This window comes from Latilactobacillus sakei (assembly GCA_002953655.1).
GTDB classification, from domain to species: Bacteria; Bacillota; Bacilli; order Lactobacillales; family Lactobacillaceae; genus Latilactobacillus; species Latilactobacillus sakei_A.
The window spans coordinates 1,823,600-1,845,011 of record CP025839.1; the positions used below are offsets into that span (position 1 = coordinate 1,823,600).

Below are 21,412 nucleotides of genomic sequence, written 5' to 3' on the forward strand. Positions count from 1 at the left end.
TGCTTTTTGTCGCAGTAAATTCCGCTTAATCACTAACCGCGACGGCTAGTACTCTATTGCCATTCTTCGTCATTTGCGACTGGTAGTTTGGCCCAGTAGTTTTCTTTGTTTGTTTGACGGGCACGAGCGATGGCCATTGCTTTTTCGGGCACATCATCCGTAATGGTTGAGCCAGCTGCGATAAATGTATGATCCGCAATTTCAACTGGGGCCACAATGTTTGAGTTGCTACCGATAAAGACGTGACTACCAACGTTGGCGTGATGTTTAGCCACACCGTCGTAGTTAACGAAGACAACGCCACAGCCAACATTAATGTCCGTGCCCAGTGTTGCATCGCCCACATAACTTAAGTGGCCAATCTTTGTCCGGTCGCCAATTTTAGCGTTTTTAACTTCACAGAAGTTCCCCACGTGTACATCCACGCCGATCTCAGCATTAGGACGCAAATGGCTGTTAGGCCCAATATTTGAACCAGTGTGCATGATTGCTGATTCAATAGTTGAACTTGTGATTTGAATATTATCTTCAATTGTTGAATCAATAATGGTTGAACCTGCACCAATGAAACAGTCTGAACCAATCGTCGTGTTACCTTTTAAGACAACATTGGGTTCAATGATTGTATCATTGCCGATTTCAACACCGACTTCGATATAAGTACTTTCTGGATCAATCAATGTAACACCGTTTCGCATATGTGCTGTGTTAATCCGTTGACGCATTACTTTTGTAGCTTGTGATAGGGCAACACGGTCATTAACCCCCATTGATTCTTCGAAGTTCGGCATCTTGTAAGCTGCGACAATTTCGCCTTTTTTCTTCAAGATTTCAACCACGTCTGTCAGGTAGTATTCACCTTGGGCATTTTCATTTGTGACTTCATGAAGTGCTTGGAAAAGTGTCTTGTTGTCAAAACAGTAAACACCTGTGTTAATTTCATTAACAGCAGCTTCTTTATCATTTGTATCTTTTTGTTCAACGATTTTTTCAACGATACCAATATCGTTACGAATAATCCGGCCATAGCCAGTTGGATCTGGTGCGGTTGCAGTTAAGATGGTTGCTTTAGCACCCTTATCATGATGGTAAGCAAATAGCTTTTCAAAAGTGCCAGCTGTTAATAACGGTGTATCCCCACTGACCACAATTGTAATGCCATCTTGGTCTTTCAATAAATCTTCAGCTTGTAAAACCGCGTGGCCTGTTCCTAGTTGTTCTGCTTGTAAGGCATATTGTGAACGATCACCTAAATAATCCTTCACCTTTTCTGCGCCATGTCCCACAATGGTAACAACTGTTGCAGGTGCTGTTTTTTCAACTTCGGTTAACACGTGGTCCACCATTGGTCGACCGCAAACTTCGTGCAATACCTTGTATAATTTTGACTTCATGCGAGTACCTTTACCCGCTGCTAAAATAATTGCATTTTTATTGACCATTTTAAGCTCCTAATATTCGTGATTACTGGTCTATTTTAGCTTAATCAAGCGATTACCGCAAGCTATCTCAGTTTGAAATCGTTCTATGATTCCCGTATAATGAGGTTAATTCGGACCGATTGGAGCCTTAAAATGAAAAAAATCCCTGCACGTCTTTTATTAACTCTCGGTGGTCTGTTAGTCTTGTTATTAGTAGTACTTGGTATTAATTGGTCTACCTCACATCACCAATCGGCTAAACCAACTGCGAGTAGTACTCACTCAAATATAACCAAAGTAAAGCAGTCAGCAAAAAAAGCCCCCTCTAAAAAGACAGTGGATTGGCACGCGCCTTCCGAAAAGAAACCCTACCCAAACGTTAAGCATTATCCGCATTTTTGGATTGATGTTTCAATCAAAAAACACCGTGTTTACTTAATGGACGACGAAAAACGCCTCTATACGATGCGTGCTTCGACCGGTACCAGTGATTCCCCCACGCCTAAAGGCACCTTCCACATTCAAGCAGAACATGGTGAAGCCTTTTTTAATGGCAATTCTGGTGAAGGGGCTAAATACTGGCGGTCGTTCTTAGATCATGGTGTCTATCTTTTTCACAGCGTACCAACCGACAAAGCAGGTAATTTTCTACCTGATGAAGCCCAAAAATTAGGCGAAACATCTAATTCTCACGGCTGTATTCGCCTTTCAGTTGCTGATGCAAAGTGGTTTTATCAAGCAGTTCCAGTCAATACCAAAGTCGTCATTCATTAGTGACCGGCTTTTTTTGTAGAGAGGAGCCCTTTTATGTCTGCCGTCATCCAAAAGGAAATTGCTACAGCATTTAAAACACTGATGGTTGATACGCCATTCAAACAAATTAGCGTGACACTCATTATGACCACCGCTGGCATTCGCCGCCAAACCTTTTATGATTATTTTCCGGATAAGTATGCGTTACTGACTTGGATTTACGATCAAGAAATCGGTGAATACATTGCCGATCATCTGACGTATCCCCATTGGACGATTCTCTTAGAACAATTACTCACCTATTTTGAACGTAATCGGGTGTTCTATCAAAATGCGATTACGATTAACGGGCAGAATTCATTTGAAACCCACTTTAATCAGCATTTACATCGGTTAGTGCAAATTATCATTGATGATTTGACCCAGTTACACCAACTGACGTTATCCCCAACTTATCAACAATTTCTATTAGATTACCTATCAGGTGCCATTATCGCTTATACTGCCAACTGGTTACGCACAGAGCAGCCACAATCCATCCAACAAGTCAGCACCGCTTTACAAACCACGTTAACCGATACGATTAATGGTCTGCTATTGCGCACTGGCCATTTAACTACCAAAAAAAGAGTATGAAGACGGCCATTAGCTGTTTCATACTCTTTTTAATTTAAGAAAGTTGTTCTGCGTTTTTCGTTAAATAATTACCAGCGCTAACGCTCAGTGCCTTGTTTTCAATATCGACTTTATCAACCTTCAAGATGGATGTGTAATCATCAACCATACGGTTCCCTTCGAAGACTGATTCGGCGAATACGGAAATACCAACCATTTCAGAATCGAATTCTTCAATTAAGCTCTTCATCCCGTTAACTGTGCCGCCGCCTTTCATGAAATCATCGACAATCAAGACTTTTGAGTTCTCTGGTAAACTCCGTTTTGAAAGTTCCATCTTCTCGATTCGTGCTGAGGAACCAGAAACATAGTTCACACTGACTGTTGAGCCTTCAGTGATCTTAGAATCCCGGCGCACAATGACAAATGGGACATTTAGGAACATCGCAACGCTCTGCGCAATTGGAATCCCTTTGGTGGCCACTGTCATGACCGCTGTTACTTCTTTGCCAACGTATTGGTTGGCAATTAATCGACCAACTTGACGAAGAACTTCTGGGCGGCCCAGTAAATCTGATAGATAAACGTAACCCCCAGGTAGTAGCCGGTCGTTTTCAGATAAACGTTCAGCCATTTCAGCAATAAATTCTTCCGCTTCATCTTGTTTAATCATCGGCATGTAACGCACACCACCAGCAGCGCCGGGAACCGTTTCTAAAATCCCCGTCCCGCGATTGAAAAAGGTCCGTTTGACGATTGATAAATCTTCACTAATAGACGATTTAGCTGATTCGTAACGATTTGAGAAAAACGTCAGTGGAATTAACGTATGTGGTCTTTCCAACAAGTACCGGGTCATATCAATTAAGCGATCACTTCTTCTAACTTTCATTATAATTACTCCCTTTAAAATAATAATTTCTTCCGATAAAACTATCCGCTTTCCAATTATATAGATTTTATTCGCTAAATCCTAGTCTTTTTTTAGAAAAGTTCTTTATTGTTCGTTTTTTTATCATTTGTCCTTTTAACCGCTTACTACCAATAGTATTAAAAAAAACGCCCACCACTAGCTATGGGGGGCGAATTACTTTTAATGATTTTTAGTTTTTAATGGTTGGACCAGGTAAACTTCACGACAAAATCCGGACATACTGTTATAAATGCGTTGCGCCCGTGAATACTGCCGACAAATGCCAAAAACGGTTGGACCACTACCGCTCATCTGCGCTTTTTCTGCGCCAAATGCAGTCAAGCGCTGCATTAAATAATCAATTTGTGGATAACGTTGGTTTGTGATTGGGGTTAAGACATTGGCCATTGCAGTGGTCATTTGCTGTGCGTCTTGTTGTTGAATGCCCGCTAAGAGTTGATTAGTTTGGGGCCGATCAGTAATCTGGTCACAATTTAAGGCGTGTAAGATCCGTGGTGTTGAGACACTTACTTCGGGTTTAACAACGACCATCCAAAAGTTGGGTAAATCCCCCAACGGTTGAATTTGATCACCCTTACCCGTTACTAGTGCCGTTTCACTGTAAACACAATATGGCACATCTGAATCAATTGATAAGCCGATATGTGCTAACTCGGCTTTAGTAAGACCTAGGTGCCATAATTGATTTAACCCCCGTAATACTGCAGCCGCATCTGAACTGCCACCACCTAGACCGGCAGCTACTGGAATGTGTTTATCGATTTCAATGATGGCCCCCGTTTGAATACCAAACCGCTGGCGCAATAATTGTGCCGCCTGATACGCTAAGTTCCGCTTGTCTTCTGGTAAATAACCTTTAGAGGTTCTAACTTCAATTTTTGGTGAGTCTTGTAACGTAATTTGGACATAATCCGCAAGGTCGATTGACGTCATTATCATCTGCCATTCGAATTCCCCATCAGTATGCTGATAAAGTGCATCTAAACTTAAATTAATCTTCGCAGGTGCCTTTTCAATCAATTGCATATCGTCTCACCATCCACCAACATTCAATTGTTTCATTATACTCATTTACGAACTAAAAACCAAGAGTGCTACACTAAGCGATTTACCCTCACATAAAAAAGGGGCAAGTTTCTCAACTTGACCCACTTTTTTAATTTTCTTCTGCCATCACTTTTTGTCTGAACTCATTCATTAAAAATAACATCTGTTTGGCATTTTCCTTACCAAAGGCCATCATCCATGAAGAAAAACGTTCTTGGACTTTCGGTAATAATTCGCTAACTGTTTGTTGACCACTCGGTGTCAGGTTTAAAATTAAACGTCTGCGATCACTTGGATCAGTTGATTGCGAAATATAGTCTAACTTCAATAGCACCCGGATTTGACGTGAAATTGCCCCCCGTGTTACCCCACGTTTCTTGGCAATATCAATTAAACTAACTGAACTATCTTCCGCAATCTCCTTCATAATCAGAAATTGTTCGAAAGATAGTTTGTAAGCCTTCGTTGGTTGCGACACGAGGTCTTCAACGTATTTGATAGCAGACATATAAATTTCAACATATTCATCCAATAATTGACTATCTTCCACAATCATTCCCACCCTTGTTCGCTTTATTTAACTGTAACATAAATCCGCATAATTGACTATTGACACTATTGACGATTGGCAATAAGCTGCATTCGTCATTTTAGTATATGCCATATACAATATCGTGTTACGCCCAAAATGTCAACAATAAAAAAGGCGCTCGGACAATTAATACTTGTCCCAGCCCCTGCTCGTATTCTTATTCTAAAAACTAAAGTACAATTGGTTCTTCATCAAATTCAATCGCAATCGATTTAGTTAATAAATCAGCATAGCTATATGAAACACGTTCGAACGCATTTTCATCTTGATCCAAATCAACTACAAAAACGGCAGGAAAGGTCTCTCTTAAGATTCCTTTTCGCTTTGTTACTTTTTTGCGCCCAGCTTGAGCGACAACCATTAACTTGTCTCCGATATGCCCATCGAGACCGTTCTTAATATTGGCAAGTGTGGTTGGCATATGCTTCACCTCTTCGAGCAATAGTATAGCACATAAACTGAAAAATTGCAATTATACCATTGTCATCTAGATTTGGCAATCGCTTATCCCCTTTTTTTAGCAAAAACTGGTTGTTCATTCAGGTAATCACTCAATTGTGCAAACTGTTGAATACTCAACTGTTCTGCACGGGTACTTGGGGCAATCCCCGCTTGATCTAAAGCAGCGACTAAACCTGCTTTAACTTCGTCTTGTTTCCCAAATTGGTTTTGTAAATTGTTCCAGAGTGTTTTACGTCGTTGTGCAAAAGCGCCACGAACTAGTTGATCAAATAATTGTTGATTTTGGACAGTGACCAATGGTTCTTGACGACCCACAAATTCAACAATCGCTGAATCAACATTCGGTTGTGGTACAAAGGCTGTCTTAGGGACGATAAAGGCCAACTTGACCTCAGAGTGCAATTGAACAGCAATACTCAATGAACCATAAGCTTTTGAACCAGGCGCAGCATCGATTCGTTCTGCGACTTCTTTTTGCATCATCAAAACCATGCGATCAATTGGTAAGCCGGCTTCCAATAAATGTAACATGATTGGTGTTGTGATGTAATAAGGTAGGTTAGCCACAATTTTAAGATTGTGTTGTCCGTCAAAATGTTCCGCAATCAAGGTTGGTAAGTCGGCTTCCAAGATATCTTGATTTAAAACTGTTACGTTATGATAATGATTTAATGTATCCTTCAAAACTGGAATTAAGCGATCATCAATTTCAAAACTCAAGACTCGATGCGCCTTTCTAGCGATTTGTTCCGTTAAAGAACCAATCCCGGGGCCAATTTCGATAACATCATCATCTTTGGTAATCTCACCAGCTTCGACGATTTGTTTTAAAATCGTGATGTTGGTTAAGAAGTTTTGCCCTAAACTCTTTTTAAATTTAAAACCGTACCGTTTAAGGATTTTTCTCGTACGCTCTGGGTTTGCAATGTCTTCCATGTTAGTCTCCTAATTCTTCGTTAATTTGTCTTAGTGCTGCGCCAAATTCGTCTTGGCTCACCTGGAACATTTTAAGGCGTTTATACAGTTGCTTACTATTCGTGTAACCAATATGCAAGACTTCCCCTAAACGCTCACGGCGGGCTTTAGCAGACGGACCAGCAATCAAGCCGGCCACCAATAGATCAGACTGACTAATTTGTTCGACTGCATCTTCATCTTGCGTCAATAAATTTTCTAATGCCTGTTTAATTGCCGCGGGTTTTGCGTGCTCAATCCCTAAGCTACCACCCATTTTTTCGGGCTTAGCTTCTGAACGGGGTAAAAAGGCGTGTTCAACACCCGGCACATTTTGTGAAATAATCTTACGAATTTTTTCGCCATGAAAATCGGGATCGGTGAAGACAATCACGCCACGTTTTTCTTGGGCTAATGCAATTTTTTCGACAATCTCATCGTTAATTGCTGATCCGCGGGTTTCAATCGTATCAACATCTGGAAATACTTCTCTTAATCGTTTGGTATCATCGCGCCCTTCAACAACGATGACTTCTTGAATCGTTTTTTTCATATTGCTCCTAACTTAAAAATACGGTGCGCATTTGCATACGTCGCTGCCGCAATTTCTTCTGGTGCGACCTCTCTTAACTTGGCAATTGCCTCAACCACATAGCGCGTATAGCCTGGTTGATTTTGCTTACCACGATAAGGCGTGGGTGTTAAGTAAGGGGCATCTGTTTCAACTAACATCACATCTAATGGGCATAGTTTGGCTGCTTCATGCACTTCACGCGCATTCTTGAAACTGACCACCCCACTAAATGAAATTTGCATCCCAAGATCCATAAACCGTTTCAACCATTCAGAATCACCGTTAAAACTATGGATAATCCCACCGCAATCACGGACATCTGTTTCCTTTAAAATCTGGTAGGTATCTTCCAAAGCATCCCGCGTATGCACTGAAATTGGCATATGGAGGGACTTGGCGATTTCAATTTGGCGTTCAAAAACAGTTCGTTGCACGTCTCTTGGTGACGTGTCCCAGTGATAGTCCAAGCCAATTTCACCTAGCGCAACTACTTCTGGTAACTGTAATTGTGCAATTAATTGTGCTTCTTGAACCTTTGTATAATCTTTTGCTGATTCTGGATGCCAACCAATAATAGCCGATAACGCTTTGTATTGTTGTGCTAAACGTAGCGCACCGTCATTTAAGACCGTATCAGAACCCACAATTGCCATCTCCGTAACCCCTAGGTCAGCGGCCTGTTGGATAAAGTCGGCTTCTTGACCGGCATATGGCGTATCGTTTAAATGCGTATGTGAATCAAATATCTGCATTTTAATCTCCTTTGAGCATCTTAATTTTCAAAAGCAAACCGTTTCAAACGCACTCTTGATTTAAACGTGCTTTCATTAACTGCTTTCTGCGTCTTGCCACATCAGTCAAATCACCGACTCTGTCGGTAATTCACCTGATTAAGCAAGTACTCAAAAGCAACCCGTTAATGACGCACTCTAAACGTGCTCTGTAACCCATATCATTCCGGTTAACCCTGAGCGCCAAACAATCGCTACGCGATTATTCGTCCCTCTGTGTTAATCCTCAGGATATAACCAGGATTACGACGCACTCTTATTTTAAACGTGCTTTTTGAAACTGACTTCTGTGCTTAGCGTCACTCATCAAACAACTGCTTACTGCAGTTATTCGCCGAGCTGTGCTAATGCTCAAAGTCAAACCGTCTCAAACGCACTCTTTTCCATAACAAAGGGCTAAAAGACCTACAGCGTGTAAATGTCTTTTAGCCCTTTTGACGTTTCTGCTATTTTAAATTAACCAATTTGTGAACCGTTCACTAAGTTACTAGGTACAACTACCAATTCAACATCTGAACCGTGTTCTGCTGAAAGCAACATACCTTGGCTCAATTCACCACGTAATTTACGTGGTTTCAAGTTAGTAACGGCTAAGACTTTCTTGCCGACTAGTTTTTCGAAATCTGGGTAGAATTCTGCAATGCCTGAAATGATTTGGCGATCACCTTGATCACCGGCATCTAACCGGAACTTCAAGAGTTTATCAGCGCCTTCTACCTTAGAAACAGCTTTGATTTCCGCAACCCGAATTTCTGATTGATCGAAATCTTCGAATTTAATTGCATCTTTTTCGCTGACTAATTCAGTGGCCTTAGGATCAAAATCAGCGACTTCTTCTGCAGCTGCTTGTTTAGCTTTCACTTTTTCGTTCACCAAACCAGCTTTTTGAGCAGCCATCATTTGTTCCTTGATGTAAGCCACTTCTTCATCTAAATCAAGACGTGGGAAGATTGGTGTCCCTTTAGCAATCACTTTAATATCACTTGGGAAGTGGCCGTAAACCATTTCGCGTTGTGCTTCTTGATCAAAATCAAGGCCTAATTGCGCAAACATTTCCCGTGGGGCATGTGTCATGACTGGTTGTAATAAGAGGGCCACAATCCGTAAACTTTCTGCTAAGTGTGCTAAGACACTATCGAGTTCAGCCTTGCGACTGTCATCTTTAGCTAAAACCCATGGTTCTGTTTCGTCGATATATTTATTAGCACGACTGATTAATTGCCAGATTGTATCAAGCGCATCTGAGAATTTCAATTGATCCATTAACGTTGAATATTGGGCAATTGTTTGCGTTGCAGTTGCTTGTAAGTCAGCATCAAAAGCGGTGACGTCAGCTTGGTAACTTGGCACGTGACCATCATCGTATTTGTTGATCATTGCGACTGTCCGGTTTAAGAGGTTCCCTAAATCGTTGGCTAGGTCATAATTGATCCGGCTGACAAAATCTTCTGGTGTGAAGACGCCGTCGTTACCAAATGGAATGGCACGCATTAAGTAATAACGAAGCGCATCTAAACCGTAACGTTCAACTAACATTTCAGGGTAAACAACGTTCCCCTTAGATTTAGACATCTTACCGTCTTTCATCAATAACCAACCGTGACCAAAGATTTGTTTTGGTAATGGCAAACCAAGGGCCATCAAGAAGATTGGCCAGTAAATCGCATGGAAACGCACAATTTCTTTACCCACCAAGTGAACATCAGCTGGCCAGTATTTGTTGAATAATTGATCGTCATCTGAACCATAACCAAGAGCTGTGATGTAGTTTGATAAAGCATCTAACCACACGTAAACAACGTGCTTAGGATTGCCTGTAACATGAATCCCCCAATCAAATGAAATCCGTGAAACGGATAAGTCTTCCAAACCAGGTTTGATGAAGTTGTTGATCATTTCGTTTTTACGTGATGCTGGTTCGATAAAATCAGCGTGTTCTTCATAGTATGCTAATAAACGATCGGCATACTTGCTCATCTTGAACTTGTAAGTTTCTTCGGCAACACGTTGAACTTCGTGACCTGAAGGGGCCTTACCACCGATGACCTTACCGTTTTCGTCTTTGTAGACTTCCGTTAATTGTGATTCCGTGAAGTATTCTTCATCCGAAACAGAATACCAACCTTCGTATTGGCCAAGATAGATATCACCTTGTTCCACTAACCGATCAAAAATCTTTTGAACAGCTTTCACGTGGTAATCGTCTGTTGTGCGGATAAATTTATCGTTTGAAATTTCAAGTGTCTTCCATAGTGCTTGAATTTCTTCAGCCATTCCATCCACGTAAGCTTGTGGGGCTAGATTTTTTTCAGCTGCTTTTTGTTCGAGTTTCAAACCATGTTCGTCAGTCCCGGTTAAGAAGAAGACATCAAAACCCATCAAGCGTTTGTAACGTGCAATGACGTCCGCTGCGATGGTCGTGTATGAGTTCCCGATGGTTAATTTACCAGAAGGATAATAGATGGGGGTTGTTACGTAAAAAGTTGGTTTCTTGTCTGCCATTTGATTCGCTCCTTAATTAAAAAAACGAGAATAAAAAGTTATTCTCGACCTTTTTTAATAATCCATATAAGTATTCAAAGTATAGCATAAAATCAAGCCCGCGACAAAAAGTGTTCTGCTTTTAAAGCACTAAAATAGCGACGTTTGTTCCGGGCCTTTGGGCGCTAAATTTTCGAACGTAATCCCTAATATTTGTTGTAAGGCTAAGGCGTTATCAGCGGCATCCCCACCGGAATTATTATTGAAGATAATCGCGACTTCTTTAGCCTGCTTGGTTAGCTGTTGAACCGTTGCGGCAAACCGTTGCAATTCATCCGCGTTATAACGATAAAGGGTCCGTTGTTTACGCCACATTGCGCCGGGATTCTGCCAACCGGCCATATTACGGCCATGCAACCGGAGCATTGCAAAGTCCGGATTCGTCACAACTGGTTCAAACGGGACACTATTGGTGGGCGTCTGCGCTTCGTCAGCAATCACGTGCGTCATTTTTAACTGCTTTAAAAAAGCAAACATGTTCTGCTTGTAAGCTTCCTCGTACCAAGTGCCATTACGAAACTCGACCGCAATCGGCACAGCGGGCAACCACGTGCGAATGCGTCTCAAGTACTGCACATTTTCCTGATTCAATTGAAAAAACGGCGGGAACTGAAACAAGACTGCCGTTAATTGTCCTGCATCTAAGAGCGGTTGAATCGATTGTTTGTAACGAACAAACAATTCCTTCTCCGTACTAGTGAAGTCCGCGTAATCTTCCTGTTTGGTCATTGCCTTATGGGCTTTGACGATAAACTGAAATTGGCGCGGTACTTGCTGCAGCCACTTAGCGCTGACGGTTGGTGCTTGTAGCGCATAATAAAAACTATCAACCTCGACAATTGGCAAGAATTGCGCGTAATCGTTCAACGTCAGCTGCTTTTTTTCCGGCATTAAGGACTGGTGCTCACTCCAAGTGGTTAAACCAATCGTGATCATTTGCCCACCACCTAATAACGTTTAAATTGTTGCACAAGTTGTTTTTCTTGTTCCGTCAGATCTTTTAAGGTATCGATTAACTGCTGACCGACCTGCTTATAGTTAGTTTGGATCCGCGTTAAACAAAATTCAATCACTAATAAAAGGACCATCAATTCAATCGCCCGGCCTTCTGTAAAGTTGACGCCTAATAAGTTCACTTGGCTGTCGGCCGTAAAGACTTTAATAATAATATAAAGTGAAAATAATTCTTCAATGACCCTGAAGATTCGCAGGCCTTGTAATTTACGTTTCAATACTTGGAGCACCATCAAAGTTTGTTCTTTCGTCATCATTTAATTCCCCTCCTCAATCGGGAATGCTTCATAGGCAATTAATTGTTCCCCGTGAAAATCGGTGTAGTAACGTTTAACATTTTTAGCGAGTACTTCTGGTAAAATCACCTTCAAATCAGCAACAATGCCACAGTTTTCTTCCGATAAAACCCACTGCTCGTCGAATAATTGTAAAACCCCTTCGCGCGTACCAACCGGATAAAGTGGTAGTTGTACCGTTTCCTTAATTTCCGCCAAAAAAACATCAATCCCGGCAATAAACTCGCCGTCAATATGCCAGTCCAACCAACCCGTATTATATAAGATATATTGATGCTGATTAAGACCCGTCTCTTCAAAAATCTCGCGCTGCATGCCCATTTCGGCGGTTTCGTCGCCCTCGTTCTTACCACCAATCCCATTCCAAAGACCCGCATAGGGCTTTTTGAGTCGGTTTAATAATAGTAAGGTACCGCGGTAACGAATCACGGCTAAATTATAGCGTCGTTTAGTCACTGGTTAACATCCTCGTCTTTTTATAATTACCTATATTTTAGCATACTTACCCATTAAAAAATGACGTCAGGTTCCCCTAAACGTCATTTTGGCATTAGGCTTCTGCTTGTTCTTTAAGAGCCTTCATTTTTTTAACTTGATACTGCTTAGCGATTAAAATCATCGTTTGGTATAAATCAACAATGTACGGTTCAAATTTCGAATCTTCCACCGCGGCCAATCGTTGATCCATTACCGCTTTTTCACGTTGAATATTGGTCAAACCGATTTGATGATCGAATTTGATTTGGGCGATTTCATCAACCACTGCCATCCGTTGTTCAAATAACGCGGCAAGTTGTTGATCAAGTTCATCAATTTTTTGATATTGTGCTTCTAACATCTTCATTCTCCTCAATTAACGTAGTGAGTAAGGCATTTCAATTTCATTTAAGAAATCACGCACTGATAAATCATATAAGCGTTGGAAATATTCGGGCGTCGCTTCTTTATCAGAAACGCTCAAGACAAACGCATTTTGTTGATCACTCTTGCCAATCCCCACATAAGCCATTTGTTGCGTTTTATTAGCTAATAAGTGATCTGAATGAAGGATATCATAAACTTGACGCACATCTAAGCGCAATTGACGTTCACTCAAAACTGGCGTTAACGTCAATAATTGTTGTAAATTAGTGGCTGCAAAACCAAGCGTTTCTAAGACGCGATCAAACGCAACCCACAAGTTAATCACAGCTCGCCGTAATGTAAACGGTGAATCGATTGTTTTCCGTTGTAAAACTTGGTATAAAATTTGCGCTTGTGGATAAGCCACTGGGTAATCCGTTGTCCACTGGTTAGCCAACTGTTGATTACCGCCATCGAAAAAGACGAGCGCATCTAACAACGTTAAGACCCGGTAAATCACCCATTGGTTTTCAGGATCTTCTTTTTCAGGTGTCATGTTATCGCGGAAACCTTCTAGATAGGCTTGCTTGGTTTCAGTATCGACAAAACCATGGGCGACTTGTTCTTGTTGAATAATAGTATGCACTGCCGCATTGTACAATGTCATCCCAGTGGCCATCAATTGTTCATCTAATTGGGCATTTTCAGTCGTCACATCTTCTAAGACCTGTGGAAAACCGGTCGATAACAATAGTAAATGGAGTAATTCATGTGATAGTGAATAATCCACAGCTGTTGCATCTGTTAATAAAATTGCCAAACTACCATCATCATTCATCACGCGTTGTGCTTGATCGTGTTTCAACATTCCGGAAGCTTCTTGTGCGACCCGGATTTTAATCGGTTGTGGATAATTAGCCTGCACTTGTGCCACTAAACTTTGAATCTCTGGTGAAAAGTCATTTTCTGTCATGATTACGCTCCCTTATCAACATCTATGCTTATCATGATAAGCTAAATCGCACTAAATTACCAACGGTTCAAACCAGATTAAAGCGCTTTAATTTGGTATACTGTAGGTAACCAAACTAAAAGGATGTGTTGACCATGACAGAACCAGAACACCGCAAAGTGATTTTATACCTCGCGCAAAGTTTAGACGGCTTTATTGCTGAAAAAGATGGCAGTACTGCTTGGCTATCCGCTCTTAATTCATCAGAGTCCGATGCCGCTATTCAAAGCTTTTACCAAGGTGTCGATACTATTATTATGGGCCGTAAAACTTACGAACAATGTATCAAACTGGCTGGGACCTATCCTTATCAGGAAAAACAAAGTTATGTTTTTTCTAAAACACTCCATGATACTGCAGACCGCACCAATGTGGTCACCGGCAACGTACCAGAATTCGTCCGCCAATTAAAAACACAAGCTGGTGGCAATATTTGGCTAGTTGGTGGCGCTGAAACTTTCACAATGCTCCTAAAAGCCCAATTAGTAGACGAACTAATCATCACCATCGCCCCCGTTCTACTAGGTGACGGCATTTCTCTCATCAGCACCCACTTAACGGACATGCCACTAGAACTAAGTAAAACCCGCCAACTAGGCCAATTCGTAGAACTAACCTATAAAATTAATTATTAAAACGAAGTGCGTTCAAATGTTCGCATACCAGCTTAACTTTCACACGTCCAAGACAATTTGTCTTGGGCGTTTTTTTATTTGGCCACGCCCCTCATATTAATCGGTGTCATTGACAACTACTTAACTGACAGAGCTTAATGTTTTCAATTCTATTACAGAACGTTTACTGAAAACGCACTGGAGCTTTACAAAGTTTCCCTATACTAAATTTGTACTTTAATACTGCAACGACATAAGGAGGCTTTTTCACATGACGGATATTCAATGCGTCATTTTTGATTGGGCAGGGACCACAATCGATTTTGGAAGTTTAGACCCAGTATTAGCTTTTCAAAGCGCGTTTAACGCCGCCGGTATTCAAATCGATACTGCCAGAATTAGACAAGATATGGGCATCGAAAAACATGAACACATTGCCAAACTCGCTAAAATGCCAGAGGTGCAACGCGCTTGGTTTGCAAAATATAAACGCGGGATTAACGATGCTGATCAATTGCAACTCTTTAACTATTTCGAACAATTCTTGCTCAATCGCTTGAGTACAGCAACGACACTCACCCCGGCCGTTCTTCAAGTCCAAACTTATTTAAAAGCACACCACATTCATATCGCAACAACCACCGGCTACACCAAATCAATGCTCGCAATTGCTGCGAAGCAAGCCGGGCTACTGGGGTACCGCCCCGAACTGATAGTTTCAAAGGAAGACGTCGCAGCTGGTCGACCAGCACCCGATATGATTAACCACATCATGACGGCGTTCAATATTACCGACCCAAAAACAGTCGTTAAAGTCGGTGACACCGTCATCGATATGCAAGAAGGTAAAAACGCTGGCGCCTTAACCGTTGGCATTATCGAAAGCAGTAGTTTACTTGGCCTAAGTCAAACGGAACTCATCGACCTGCCTCAAAAAACACGAATTGCTAAATTTGCAGAAATCACTAGAACCCTCAAGGAAGCTGGCGCTGACTACGTTATTCATAATCTCAGTGAACTACCGGTTATTCTTTCAAAATACGAAACCCTTCAAAAGGAGCACGCCTAATCATGAATCAACCGTATTTACTTTTAACCCCTGGGCCCCTCAGCACATCACCCGCTGTCAAAGCAGCCATGCAAGTCGACCTTAGCACTTGGGATCAAGACTACCTCGCCATCACTGAAGATATCCGCCAACAATTGGTTGCACTTGCCCAAGCCAAATTAGACAACTACACCGCCGTCTTATTACAAGGCAGTGGCAGCTACGGCGTCGAAGCGGTCCTCAACACTGTCCTTCCTAAAAAGGATCAACAAGCTTACGGCTGTTTAATGATTGCCATCAACGGCGCCTACGGCAAACGAATGGCCGAAATGGCTGATCGCCTTCAAATTCAACACGTTGACCTCGAAGTCTCCGAAACGGAACCAATCACCCTTGAATTGGTGCAAGCCTTCTTTAAAAAGCATCCCGAAATCACCCATTTCGCAATGATCCACTGCGAAACGACAACGGGGATTTTAAATCCCATCGATACCATTTTCCCATGGGTCAAAGCTCAAAACATCACCACAATTGTTGATGCCATGAGTAGCTTTGGCGGCATTCCCATTGATGTGCCAACCTTAGGCATTGATTTTCTAATCAGCAGTGCCAATAAATGCATTCAAGGCGTGCCCGGTTTTTCATTCGTGATTGCCAACTGCCAGCAATTAGAACATTGTCAAAATCGTTCCACTTCTGTGTCGCTTGATTTATACGCCCAATATATCAGTTTCAAAGAACACCCTGGTAAATGGCGCTTCACATCACCAACCCATACCGTATTGGCCTTCCAAGAAGCCCTTCACGAACTCGCCCTCGAAGGTGGGATTGAAGCCCGCCACTACCGTTATCACCAAAATCAAACTACTTTAGTCGCTGGCATGCAAGCACTAGGCTATGAAGCCTTATTACCAACTGCCGACCAATCCCCCATCATCACTACTTTCAAAATGCCTAGCGACTCGTTTGATTTCCAAACTTTCTACAACACATTAAAACGCCGCCACTTCGTTATTTACCCCGGTAAAACAACTAAAGTGCCCTCATTCCGAATTGGCACAATTGGCAATGTCGATGGCACCCAAATCACGACTTTATTAGAAACAATCAAAGCGGTTCAACAATACTTATAATTCATTGGAGGTTCTACCCTTGAAAAAAAAGTTATCTGCCCTATTGGCCTTATTATCAATTCTATTGCTTGCGGCATTGGCCGGTTGTTCTTCAAAAAAATCAGCCAGCAGTAATCAAACCTTAACCATGGTCTTTTATCCTAACGAATCTGCTAAAGACTTCAACGCTTCCCGAACTGCGATCAAACAACAGCTTGAAAAAGCCACTGGTAAAAAAATCAAGATTCAAACCACCACCGATTACAACATTGCGATTGAAGCCATCGCTTCTGGTAAAGCCCAATTAGCTTTCATGGGGCCGGAAGGTTACGCCCAATCACATCTTAAGAATAAAGCTGTTCAACCCTTATTTGCCCTTTCTGGCGCTTCTGGCACTTTAAAAGATGCTGCTTACCATTCTTATTTTATGGTCCCCAAAGGCAAAGAAACCCAATACCAAAAGAACGGTCAATACAACATCGATAACATTAAAGGCAAAAAAATCTCTTTTGTTTCCGTCAGCTCCACTTCAGGACACTTAATTCCAGTGGCCGCTATCCAAAGCAAGTTTAACTTAAAAAATAGTGACGAACTTTCTCAAAACGGTCACTTCTTCAAATCCGTCCTCTTCGGTAACTCGCACCAAGGTTCTGCCGTCAACCTCTTCAACGGCGACGCTGATGTCGCTGTCTTCGATGACATTGATACCAACGCTTATATCGATGTTGCCAAAGGATCATGGACCAAAGTGGGGTCAGAATTCCGCGTTAAGGATAATGCCACTGCCCCCTTCACCGGCGTTCGCGGTAAAGAAAGTGTGGCGATTGCCATCAGTCCCGTTCAAAATGGCCCCTTCGTCGCAAATACTGATAAATTAAGCCAAAAAGATCAAGCAAACATCACCAAAGCATTTACAAGCAAAGCCGTCACCGACAATCCTAAAATTCTCTCTCCTAAAGATGCCAAAGTGCCTGCTATCTGGAAGAAAGAATCAAGTAAATCACAACTTTTAAAAGTAACAGATGACTGGTATGCACCTACTAATAAACTCGTTGCTAAAAATTAATCCTACTAACTCTTGAAAGGCGGTTTTGACGCATGTTATCGGTCAACCACATCCATAAAACTTTTGCCACTGGACGCCAAGCCTTAACCGACGTTTCCTTCACAGCCAATAAAGGTGAATTCATCGCCATTATTGGGCCCTCCGGAGCTGGCAAATCAACCATTTTACGTAGTATCAACCGACTAATCAACACCAATAGTGGTGAAATTAGCCTCGACGGACAAGATATCCGCCATGCAAAGAAAAAAGAACTCCGGCTAATCCGCCGCCAAATTGGCATGATTTTCCAAAGCGCTAACTTAGTCCCTCATTTGACGGTTATCGAAAACGTCCTTCACGGTCGCCTAGGCTACCAGTCAACGCTGCGCGGGATTTTTGGCTGGTACTCCCAAACTGAAAAGGAAGAAGCCGTCGCATTATTAACCGCCGTTGGCTTGGCTGATTTCATGTATAACCGGTGCGATGAATTAAGTGGTGGCCAGATGCAACGGGTCGGAATCGCACGCGCTTTAATGCAACATCCCAACTTACTCCTTTGTGATGAGCCAATTGCCTCACTCGATCCACAATCTGCTAAAACTGTGATGGATTATCTTCACCGTTTGACTAAAAAAGCCAATATCACTTGCATCGTTAACTTACATCAAATCGATGCTGCGCGGGAATATGCGGACCGAATTCTAGGCATTAATCAAGGCCACCTCGTCTTTTCAGGCGTTCAAGACGAATTGACACCCGCGGTTCTTGAGCAACTCTACCAAGATAGTGAGGAGTAGCCGATGACTGTTCAAAAATTCTTCAGAAACCGAAACTTGGCGCTGATTGCAATCGCACTATTGCTCAGTGGCCTCTATTTTTCAACAGCTACATTGATCGACTACCATCTAGTCAGCTCGGTCAAGGCCATCCCAGCCGCTATCGTTTGGATGGTCACCAACTTCATGCCTACCAGCCGGGCTATTGCCGCACTCCCCGAGATTGTGACGAAGTTTACCCAAACCGTCACCCTTTCAATTGCCGCCACTTTAGCGGCCGCTTTCTTGGCCTTAATTGTCGCCCTGACCGGCTCAGAAACAACTGGTATCAATCGCTTTACCAAACTATTCGCGCGCGTATTCGCATCATTTTGTCGCAATATTCCGTTAATCGCTTGGGCGATGATTTTACTGCTCGCCTTCAAACAAAGTGATTTAACCGGTTTGTTAGCCCTTTTTCTAGGATCCTTTGGCTATTTAACTCGGGCTTTCATGGCTTTGATTGATACCAAAGCCACCAATATCTACGAGACCCTCAGTACGACCGGTGCCAACTACTTACAAATTGTCTGCCAAGGCATTTTACCTAGCATTTCCGCTTCATTATTGAGTTGGATTCTCTACATGATTGAAAACAACATTCGTGATGCGACCTTAGTGGGCATTTTGACTGGGACCGGGATTGGTTTTTCATTTGATCTTTACTACAAAAGTTTCCGTTTTGACCTCGCTGGGATGACGACGCTCGTCATCATTATCGGCGTTGTCTGTGTTGAACTATTATCTAATCAAGTCAGGAGATTAATGCGATGATTGAAACGCCCCCCAAACTGATAGCACAACCCGAAATCACGCCACCGATAGCTAAGCGTATTTTAGTCCATCCGTGGAATCGGCGCCGTAAAACCGTCGTCACGACCTTCTGCCTTTTGATTGCCATCAGCTTATACGAACTAATGACCCTTTCAATCGGTAACGTGCAATTACCAACCGCCTTCAAAACGCTGGGTCAAAATATGACTTTAATTTTCTTGCAACCGCGCTTAAATGGGACTGACACATTTCCCCAATTACTCCGCGCCTTACTCGATAGCGTCGCCCTCACGACATTGACGACCTTACTGGGTGCCATCGGTTCCTTCTTCGCCGGCCTATTAGCCGCCAACAACCTCGCCAACCCGAAAATTGGGACCGTCATTCGGACCCTAATGGCGATTATCCGCGCAATCCCGACCATTTTATGGGTGCTAATCTTCTCAATTGTGATTGGCCTTGGTGCTGATGCAGCTGTGATTGGCCTAAGTTTCCACAGTTTCGCCTATCTCACAAAAGCCTATTCAGAAAGTTTTGAAACATTGGACAAAGGGACCATTGAAAGTCTTAAAGCGATGGGCGCTAGTTGGTGGCAGATTGTTTTCCAAGCAGTCTTACCTAGCAGTTTTGCCGCTTTGCTTTCCTGGACGTTCATCCGCTTTGAAATCAACTTTACTAACGCGATCGCCGTGGGTGCGGCTGCTGGTGCCGGTGGTATCGGTTATCAACTCTTCACCGCCAGTGGCTTTTACTATGATTTCCATGAAGTCGGCGTGATTGTTTATCTCTGCTTAACGGTCACCGCTTGCTTAGAATTTATTTCCATCAAGCTTCAAAAACGCTACCTCTCAAATTAATCCCATTAAAAAAACGGGCTCGCGCTTCAACTGAAAAGCGAACCCGTTTTATTTTGTTCTGCTGATTGGGCTATAAAAAAGAACCCCACAAATGTGGAGTTCTCTTAGAAATAAAACGTGCTTTCATTAACTACTTTCTGCGCTTTGCTACATCAGTCAAATCATCGGCTACGCCGGTAATCCGCCTGATTAGGCAAATGCTCAAAAGCAACCCGTTAATGACACACTCTTAAATTATTTCAAGTTAACGACAGCGCCAACTTCTTCTAATTTAGCTTTCATTTCTTCTGCTTCGTCTTTAGCAACGTCTTCTTTAAGAGCTGAAGGAGCGTTATCAACTAAGCCCTTAGCATCTTTCAAGCCTAAGCCTGTGATTTCACGAACGGCTTTGATAACTTTAACCTTTTCTTGGCCGATTTCTGATAATTCAACAGTAAAGCTGTCTTTTTCAGCTGCTGCGTCTGCGCCAGCTGCACCTGCTGCTGCTACTGGAGCTGCTGCAGAAACACCGAATTCTTCTTCGATTGCTTTAACTAAGTCGTTTAATTCTAAGATTGATGATTCTTTTAATTGATCAACAATTGCATTTACGTCTAATGCCATTTTTGTTTCCTCCATTTTGTGGGTAATATTTTTTGATAACACTTTTAACTACACAATTTTAAATTATGCAGCTGGTTCGTCTTTGCTGTCGGCAACTGCTTTAACAGCATATGCGACGTTGCGGACTGGTGCTTGTAATACAGAAAGTAACATTGATAATAAACCGTCGCGACTTGGTAATGTAGCCAAGGCGTTGATTTCATCAAGTGTTGCCACTTTACCTTCGATCATACCACCTTTGATTTCAAGTGCATCAGCACTCTTAGCAAAGTTAGCGATGATCTTAGCTGGTGCAACAACATCTTCGTTAGAAAATGCAACTGCTGTAGGGCCTGTGAATGTATCATCCAAACCTTCGTAACCAGCTTTGTCTGCTGCACGACGCAAGTAAGTGTTTTTAACAACTTCCATTTGTACGCCAGCTTCACGTAATTGTTTACGTAATTCAGTAACTTGTTCTACTGTTAAGCCACGGTAATCCATAACTACGATAGAAACAGCGTTATTAAATTTTTCAACAACTGTGTCAACAATTTGTGCTTTTTTTGCAATGATTGTTTCGCTCAATTGATTCACCTCCATTAGATTTGTAAAACTTGTGGTCAAGAGTTTCTTATAAAATAAAAAACTCCATGTCCACCAAGACATAGAGAGGGATTTCAACGTATCTTCCTCGGCAGGATATTAAGCCTATT

The 21,412-nt window shown here is 42.2% G+C and carries 25 protein-coding genes; 9 read left to right on the forward strand and 16 right to left on the reverse strand.

All coding sequences use genetic code 11. The annotated features are described in order from the left end of the window. Nucleotides 1-53 precede the first annotated feature (53 nt). Complete coding sequence (locus tag C0213_09040) at nt 54-1,442, reverse strand: bifunctional UDP-N-acetylglucosamine diphosphorylase/glucosamine-1-phosphate N-acetyltransferase GlmU (protein AUX12553.1); 1,389 nt, start codon at nt 1,440-1,442, stop codon at nt 54-56. A 132-nt stretch (nt 1,443-1,574) separates the two neighbouring features. Here C0213_09040 and C0213_09045 point away from each other — a divergent pair, with 132 nt between their 5' ends. Continuing rightward, nucleotides 1,575-2,195: a L,D-transpeptidase gene (locus C0213_09045; GenBank protein ID AUX12554.1), complete on the forward strand. Its 621-nt coding sequence runs from the start codon at nt 1,575-1,577 to the stop codon at nt 2,193-2,195. Nucleotides 2,196-2,228: 33 nt separating this feature from the next. Beyond that, nucleotides 2,229-2,810 (forward strand): dihydroxyacetone kinase transcriptional activator DhaS, encoded by a 582-nt coding sequence (locus C0213_09050; protein ID AUX12555.1) that lies wholly within the window; start codon nt 2,229-2,231, stop codon nt 2,808-2,810. 34 nt (nt 2,811-2,844) lie between these two features. On the opposite strand, the gene C0213_09055 is transcribed toward C0213_09050, so the two are convergent. The 13 genes from C0213_09055 to C0213_09115 form a co-directional block, all read right to left on the reverse strand. Then, a complete protein-coding gene (locus C0213_09055) occupies nt 2,845-3,681 on the reverse strand; it encodes a pur operon repressor (protein AUX12556.1) in 837 nt (278 codons plus the stop codon). Between the two features lie 201 nt (nt 3,682-3,882). Next, complete coding sequence (locus tag C0213_09060) at nt 3,883-4,749, reverse strand: 4-(cytidine 5'-diphospho)-2-C-methyl-D-erythritol kinase (protein ID AUX12557.1); 867 nt, start codon at nt 4,747-4,749, stop codon at nt 3,883-3,885. 130 nt (nt 4,750-4,879) lie between these two features. Continuing rightward, nucleotides 4,880-5,332, reverse strand: coding sequence for a MarR family transcriptional regulator (locus C0213_09065; protein ID AUX12558.1), 453 nt, complete (start codon nt 5,330-5,332; stop codon nt 4,880-4,882). A gap of 199 nt (nt 5,333-5,531) precedes the next feature. Beyond that, nucleotides 5,532-5,783 (reverse strand): hypothetical protein, encoded by a 252-nt coding sequence (locus C0213_09070; protein ID AUX12559.1) that lies wholly within the window; start codon nt 5,781-5,783, stop codon nt 5,532-5,534. Between the two features lie 83 nt (nt 5,784-5,866). Continuing rightward, a complete protein-coding gene (locus C0213_09075) occupies nt 5,867-6,760 on the reverse strand; it encodes a 16S rRNA (adenine(1518)-N(6)/adenine(1519)-N(6))-dimethyltransferase (protein AUX12560.1) in 894 nt (297 codons plus the stop codon). Nucleotide 6,761: 1 nt separating this feature from the next. Then, nucleotides 6,762-7,331 carry a ribonuclease M5 gene (gene rnmV, locus C0213_09080; GenBank protein ID AUX12561.1) on the reverse strand — a complete coding sequence of 190 codons (570 nt, stop codon included), beginning with the start codon at nt 7,329-7,331 and terminating at the stop codon, nt 6,762-6,764. Then, nucleotides 7,328-8,104, reverse strand: coding sequence for a hydrolase TatD (locus C0213_09085; protein ID AUX12562.1), 777 nt, complete (start codon nt 8,102-8,104; stop codon nt 7,328-7,330). Before C0213_09085 ends, rnmV begins: the two co-directional genes overlap by 4 nt. Nucleotides 8,105-8,599: 495 nt before the next feature. Beyond that, nucleotides 8,600-10,645 (reverse strand): methionine--tRNA ligase, encoded by a 2,046-nt coding sequence (locus C0213_09090; protein ID AUX12563.1) that lies wholly within the window; start codon nt 10,643-10,645, stop codon nt 8,600-8,602. A gap of 129 nt (nt 10,646-10,774) precedes the next feature. Further along, nucleotides 10,775-11,620, reverse strand: coding sequence for a DUF72 domain-containing protein (locus C0213_09095; protein ID AUX12564.1), 846 nt, complete (start codon nt 11,618-11,620; stop codon nt 10,775-10,777). Nucleotides 11,621-11,631: 11 nt separating this feature from the next. Further along, on the reverse strand, nt 11,632-11,952 hold the full coding sequence (locus C0213_09100) for a hypothetical protein (protein AUX12838.1): 321 nt from the start codon (nt 11,950-11,952) through the stop codon (nt 11,632-11,634). Between the two features lie 3 nt (nt 11,953-11,955). Then, entirely contained in the window at nt 11,956-12,450 is a 495-nt protein-coding gene (locus tag C0213_09105) for an NUDIX hydrolase (GenBank protein AUX12565.1), read from the reverse strand. A gap of 94 nt (nt 12,451-12,544) precedes the next feature. After that, nucleotides 12,545-12,832, reverse strand: coding sequence for a chorismate mutase (locus C0213_09110; protein ID AUX12566.1), 288 nt, complete (start codon nt 12,830-12,832; stop codon nt 12,545-12,547). Between the two features lie 15 nt (nt 12,833-12,847). Next, nucleotides 12,848-13,810, reverse strand: coding sequence for a hypothetical protein (locus C0213_09115; GenBank protein ID AUX12567.1), 963 nt, complete (start codon nt 13,808-13,810; stop codon nt 12,848-12,850). 134 nt (nt 13,811-13,944) lie between these two features. On the opposite strand from C0213_09115, the gene C0213_09120 reads away from it, so the two are divergent. The 7 genes from C0213_09120 to C0213_09150 all read left to right on the forward strand — a co-directional run bounded on the left by C0213_09120 (nt 13,945) and on the right by C0213_09150 (nt 20,114). Further along, nucleotides 13,945-14,484 (forward strand): dihydrofolate reductase, encoded by a 540-nt coding sequence (locus C0213_09120; GenBank protein ID AUX12568.1) that lies wholly within the window; start codon nt 13,945-13,947, stop codon nt 14,482-14,484. Between the two features lie 250 nt (nt 14,485-14,734). Then, nucleotides 14,735-15,532, forward strand: a complete 798-nt coding sequence (phnX, locus tag C0213_09125) for a phosphonoacetaldehyde hydrolase (protein ID AUX12569.1) — start codon at nt 14,735-14,737, stop codon at nt 15,530-15,532. Between the two features lie 2 nt (nt 15,533-15,534). Continuing rightward, the gene (gene phnW / locus C0213_09130; protein ID AUX12570.1) at nt 15,535-16,644 is read left to right on the forward strand and encodes a 2-aminoethylphosphonate--pyruvate transaminase; all 1,110 of its coding nucleotides are present in this window, start codon (nt 15,535-15,537) and stop codon (nt 16,642-16,644) included. A gap of 19 nt (nt 16,645-16,663) precedes the next feature. After that, nucleotides 16,664-17,689 carry a phosphonate ABC transporter substrate-binding protein gene (locus C0213_09135; protein AUX12571.1) on the forward strand — a complete coding sequence of 342 codons (1,026 nt, stop codon included), beginning with the start codon at nt 16,664-16,666 and terminating at the stop codon, nt 17,687-17,689. 32 nt (nt 17,690-17,721) lie between these two features. Next, nucleotides 17,722-18,465 carry a phosphonate ABC transporter ATP-binding protein gene (gene phnC / locus C0213_09140; protein AUX12572.1) on the forward strand — a complete coding sequence of 248 codons (744 nt, stop codon included), beginning with the start codon at nt 17,722-17,724 and terminating at the stop codon, nt 18,463-18,465. Nucleotides 18,466-18,468: 3 nt separating this feature from the next. Then, nucleotides 18,469-19,257: a phosphonate ABC transporter permease gene (locus C0213_09145; protein ID AUX12573.1), complete on the forward strand. Its 789-nt coding sequence runs from the start codon at nt 18,469-18,471 to the stop codon at nt 19,255-19,257. Further along, nucleotides 19,254-20,114, forward strand: coding sequence for an ABC transporter permease (locus tag C0213_09150; protein AUX12574.1), 861 nt, complete (start codon nt 19,254-19,256; stop codon nt 20,112-20,114). The genes C0213_09145 and C0213_09150 overlap by 4 nt, the downstream gene beginning before the upstream one ends. 234 nt (nt 20,115-20,348) lie before the next feature. Here C0213_09150 and C0213_09155 read toward each other — a convergent pair whose 3' ends face one another. After that, nucleotides 20,349-20,717 (reverse strand): 50S ribosomal protein L7/L12, encoded by a 369-nt coding sequence (locus C0213_09155; GenBank protein ID AUX12575.1) that lies wholly within the window; start codon nt 20,715-20,717, stop codon nt 20,349-20,351. A gap of 63 nt (nt 20,718-20,780) precedes the next feature. Further along, a complete protein-coding gene (locus C0213_09160) occupies nt 20,781-21,284 on the reverse strand; it encodes a 50S ribosomal protein L10 (GenBank protein ID AUX12576.1) in 504 nt (167 codons plus the stop codon). Nucleotides 21,285-21,412 lie beyond the last annotated feature (128 nt).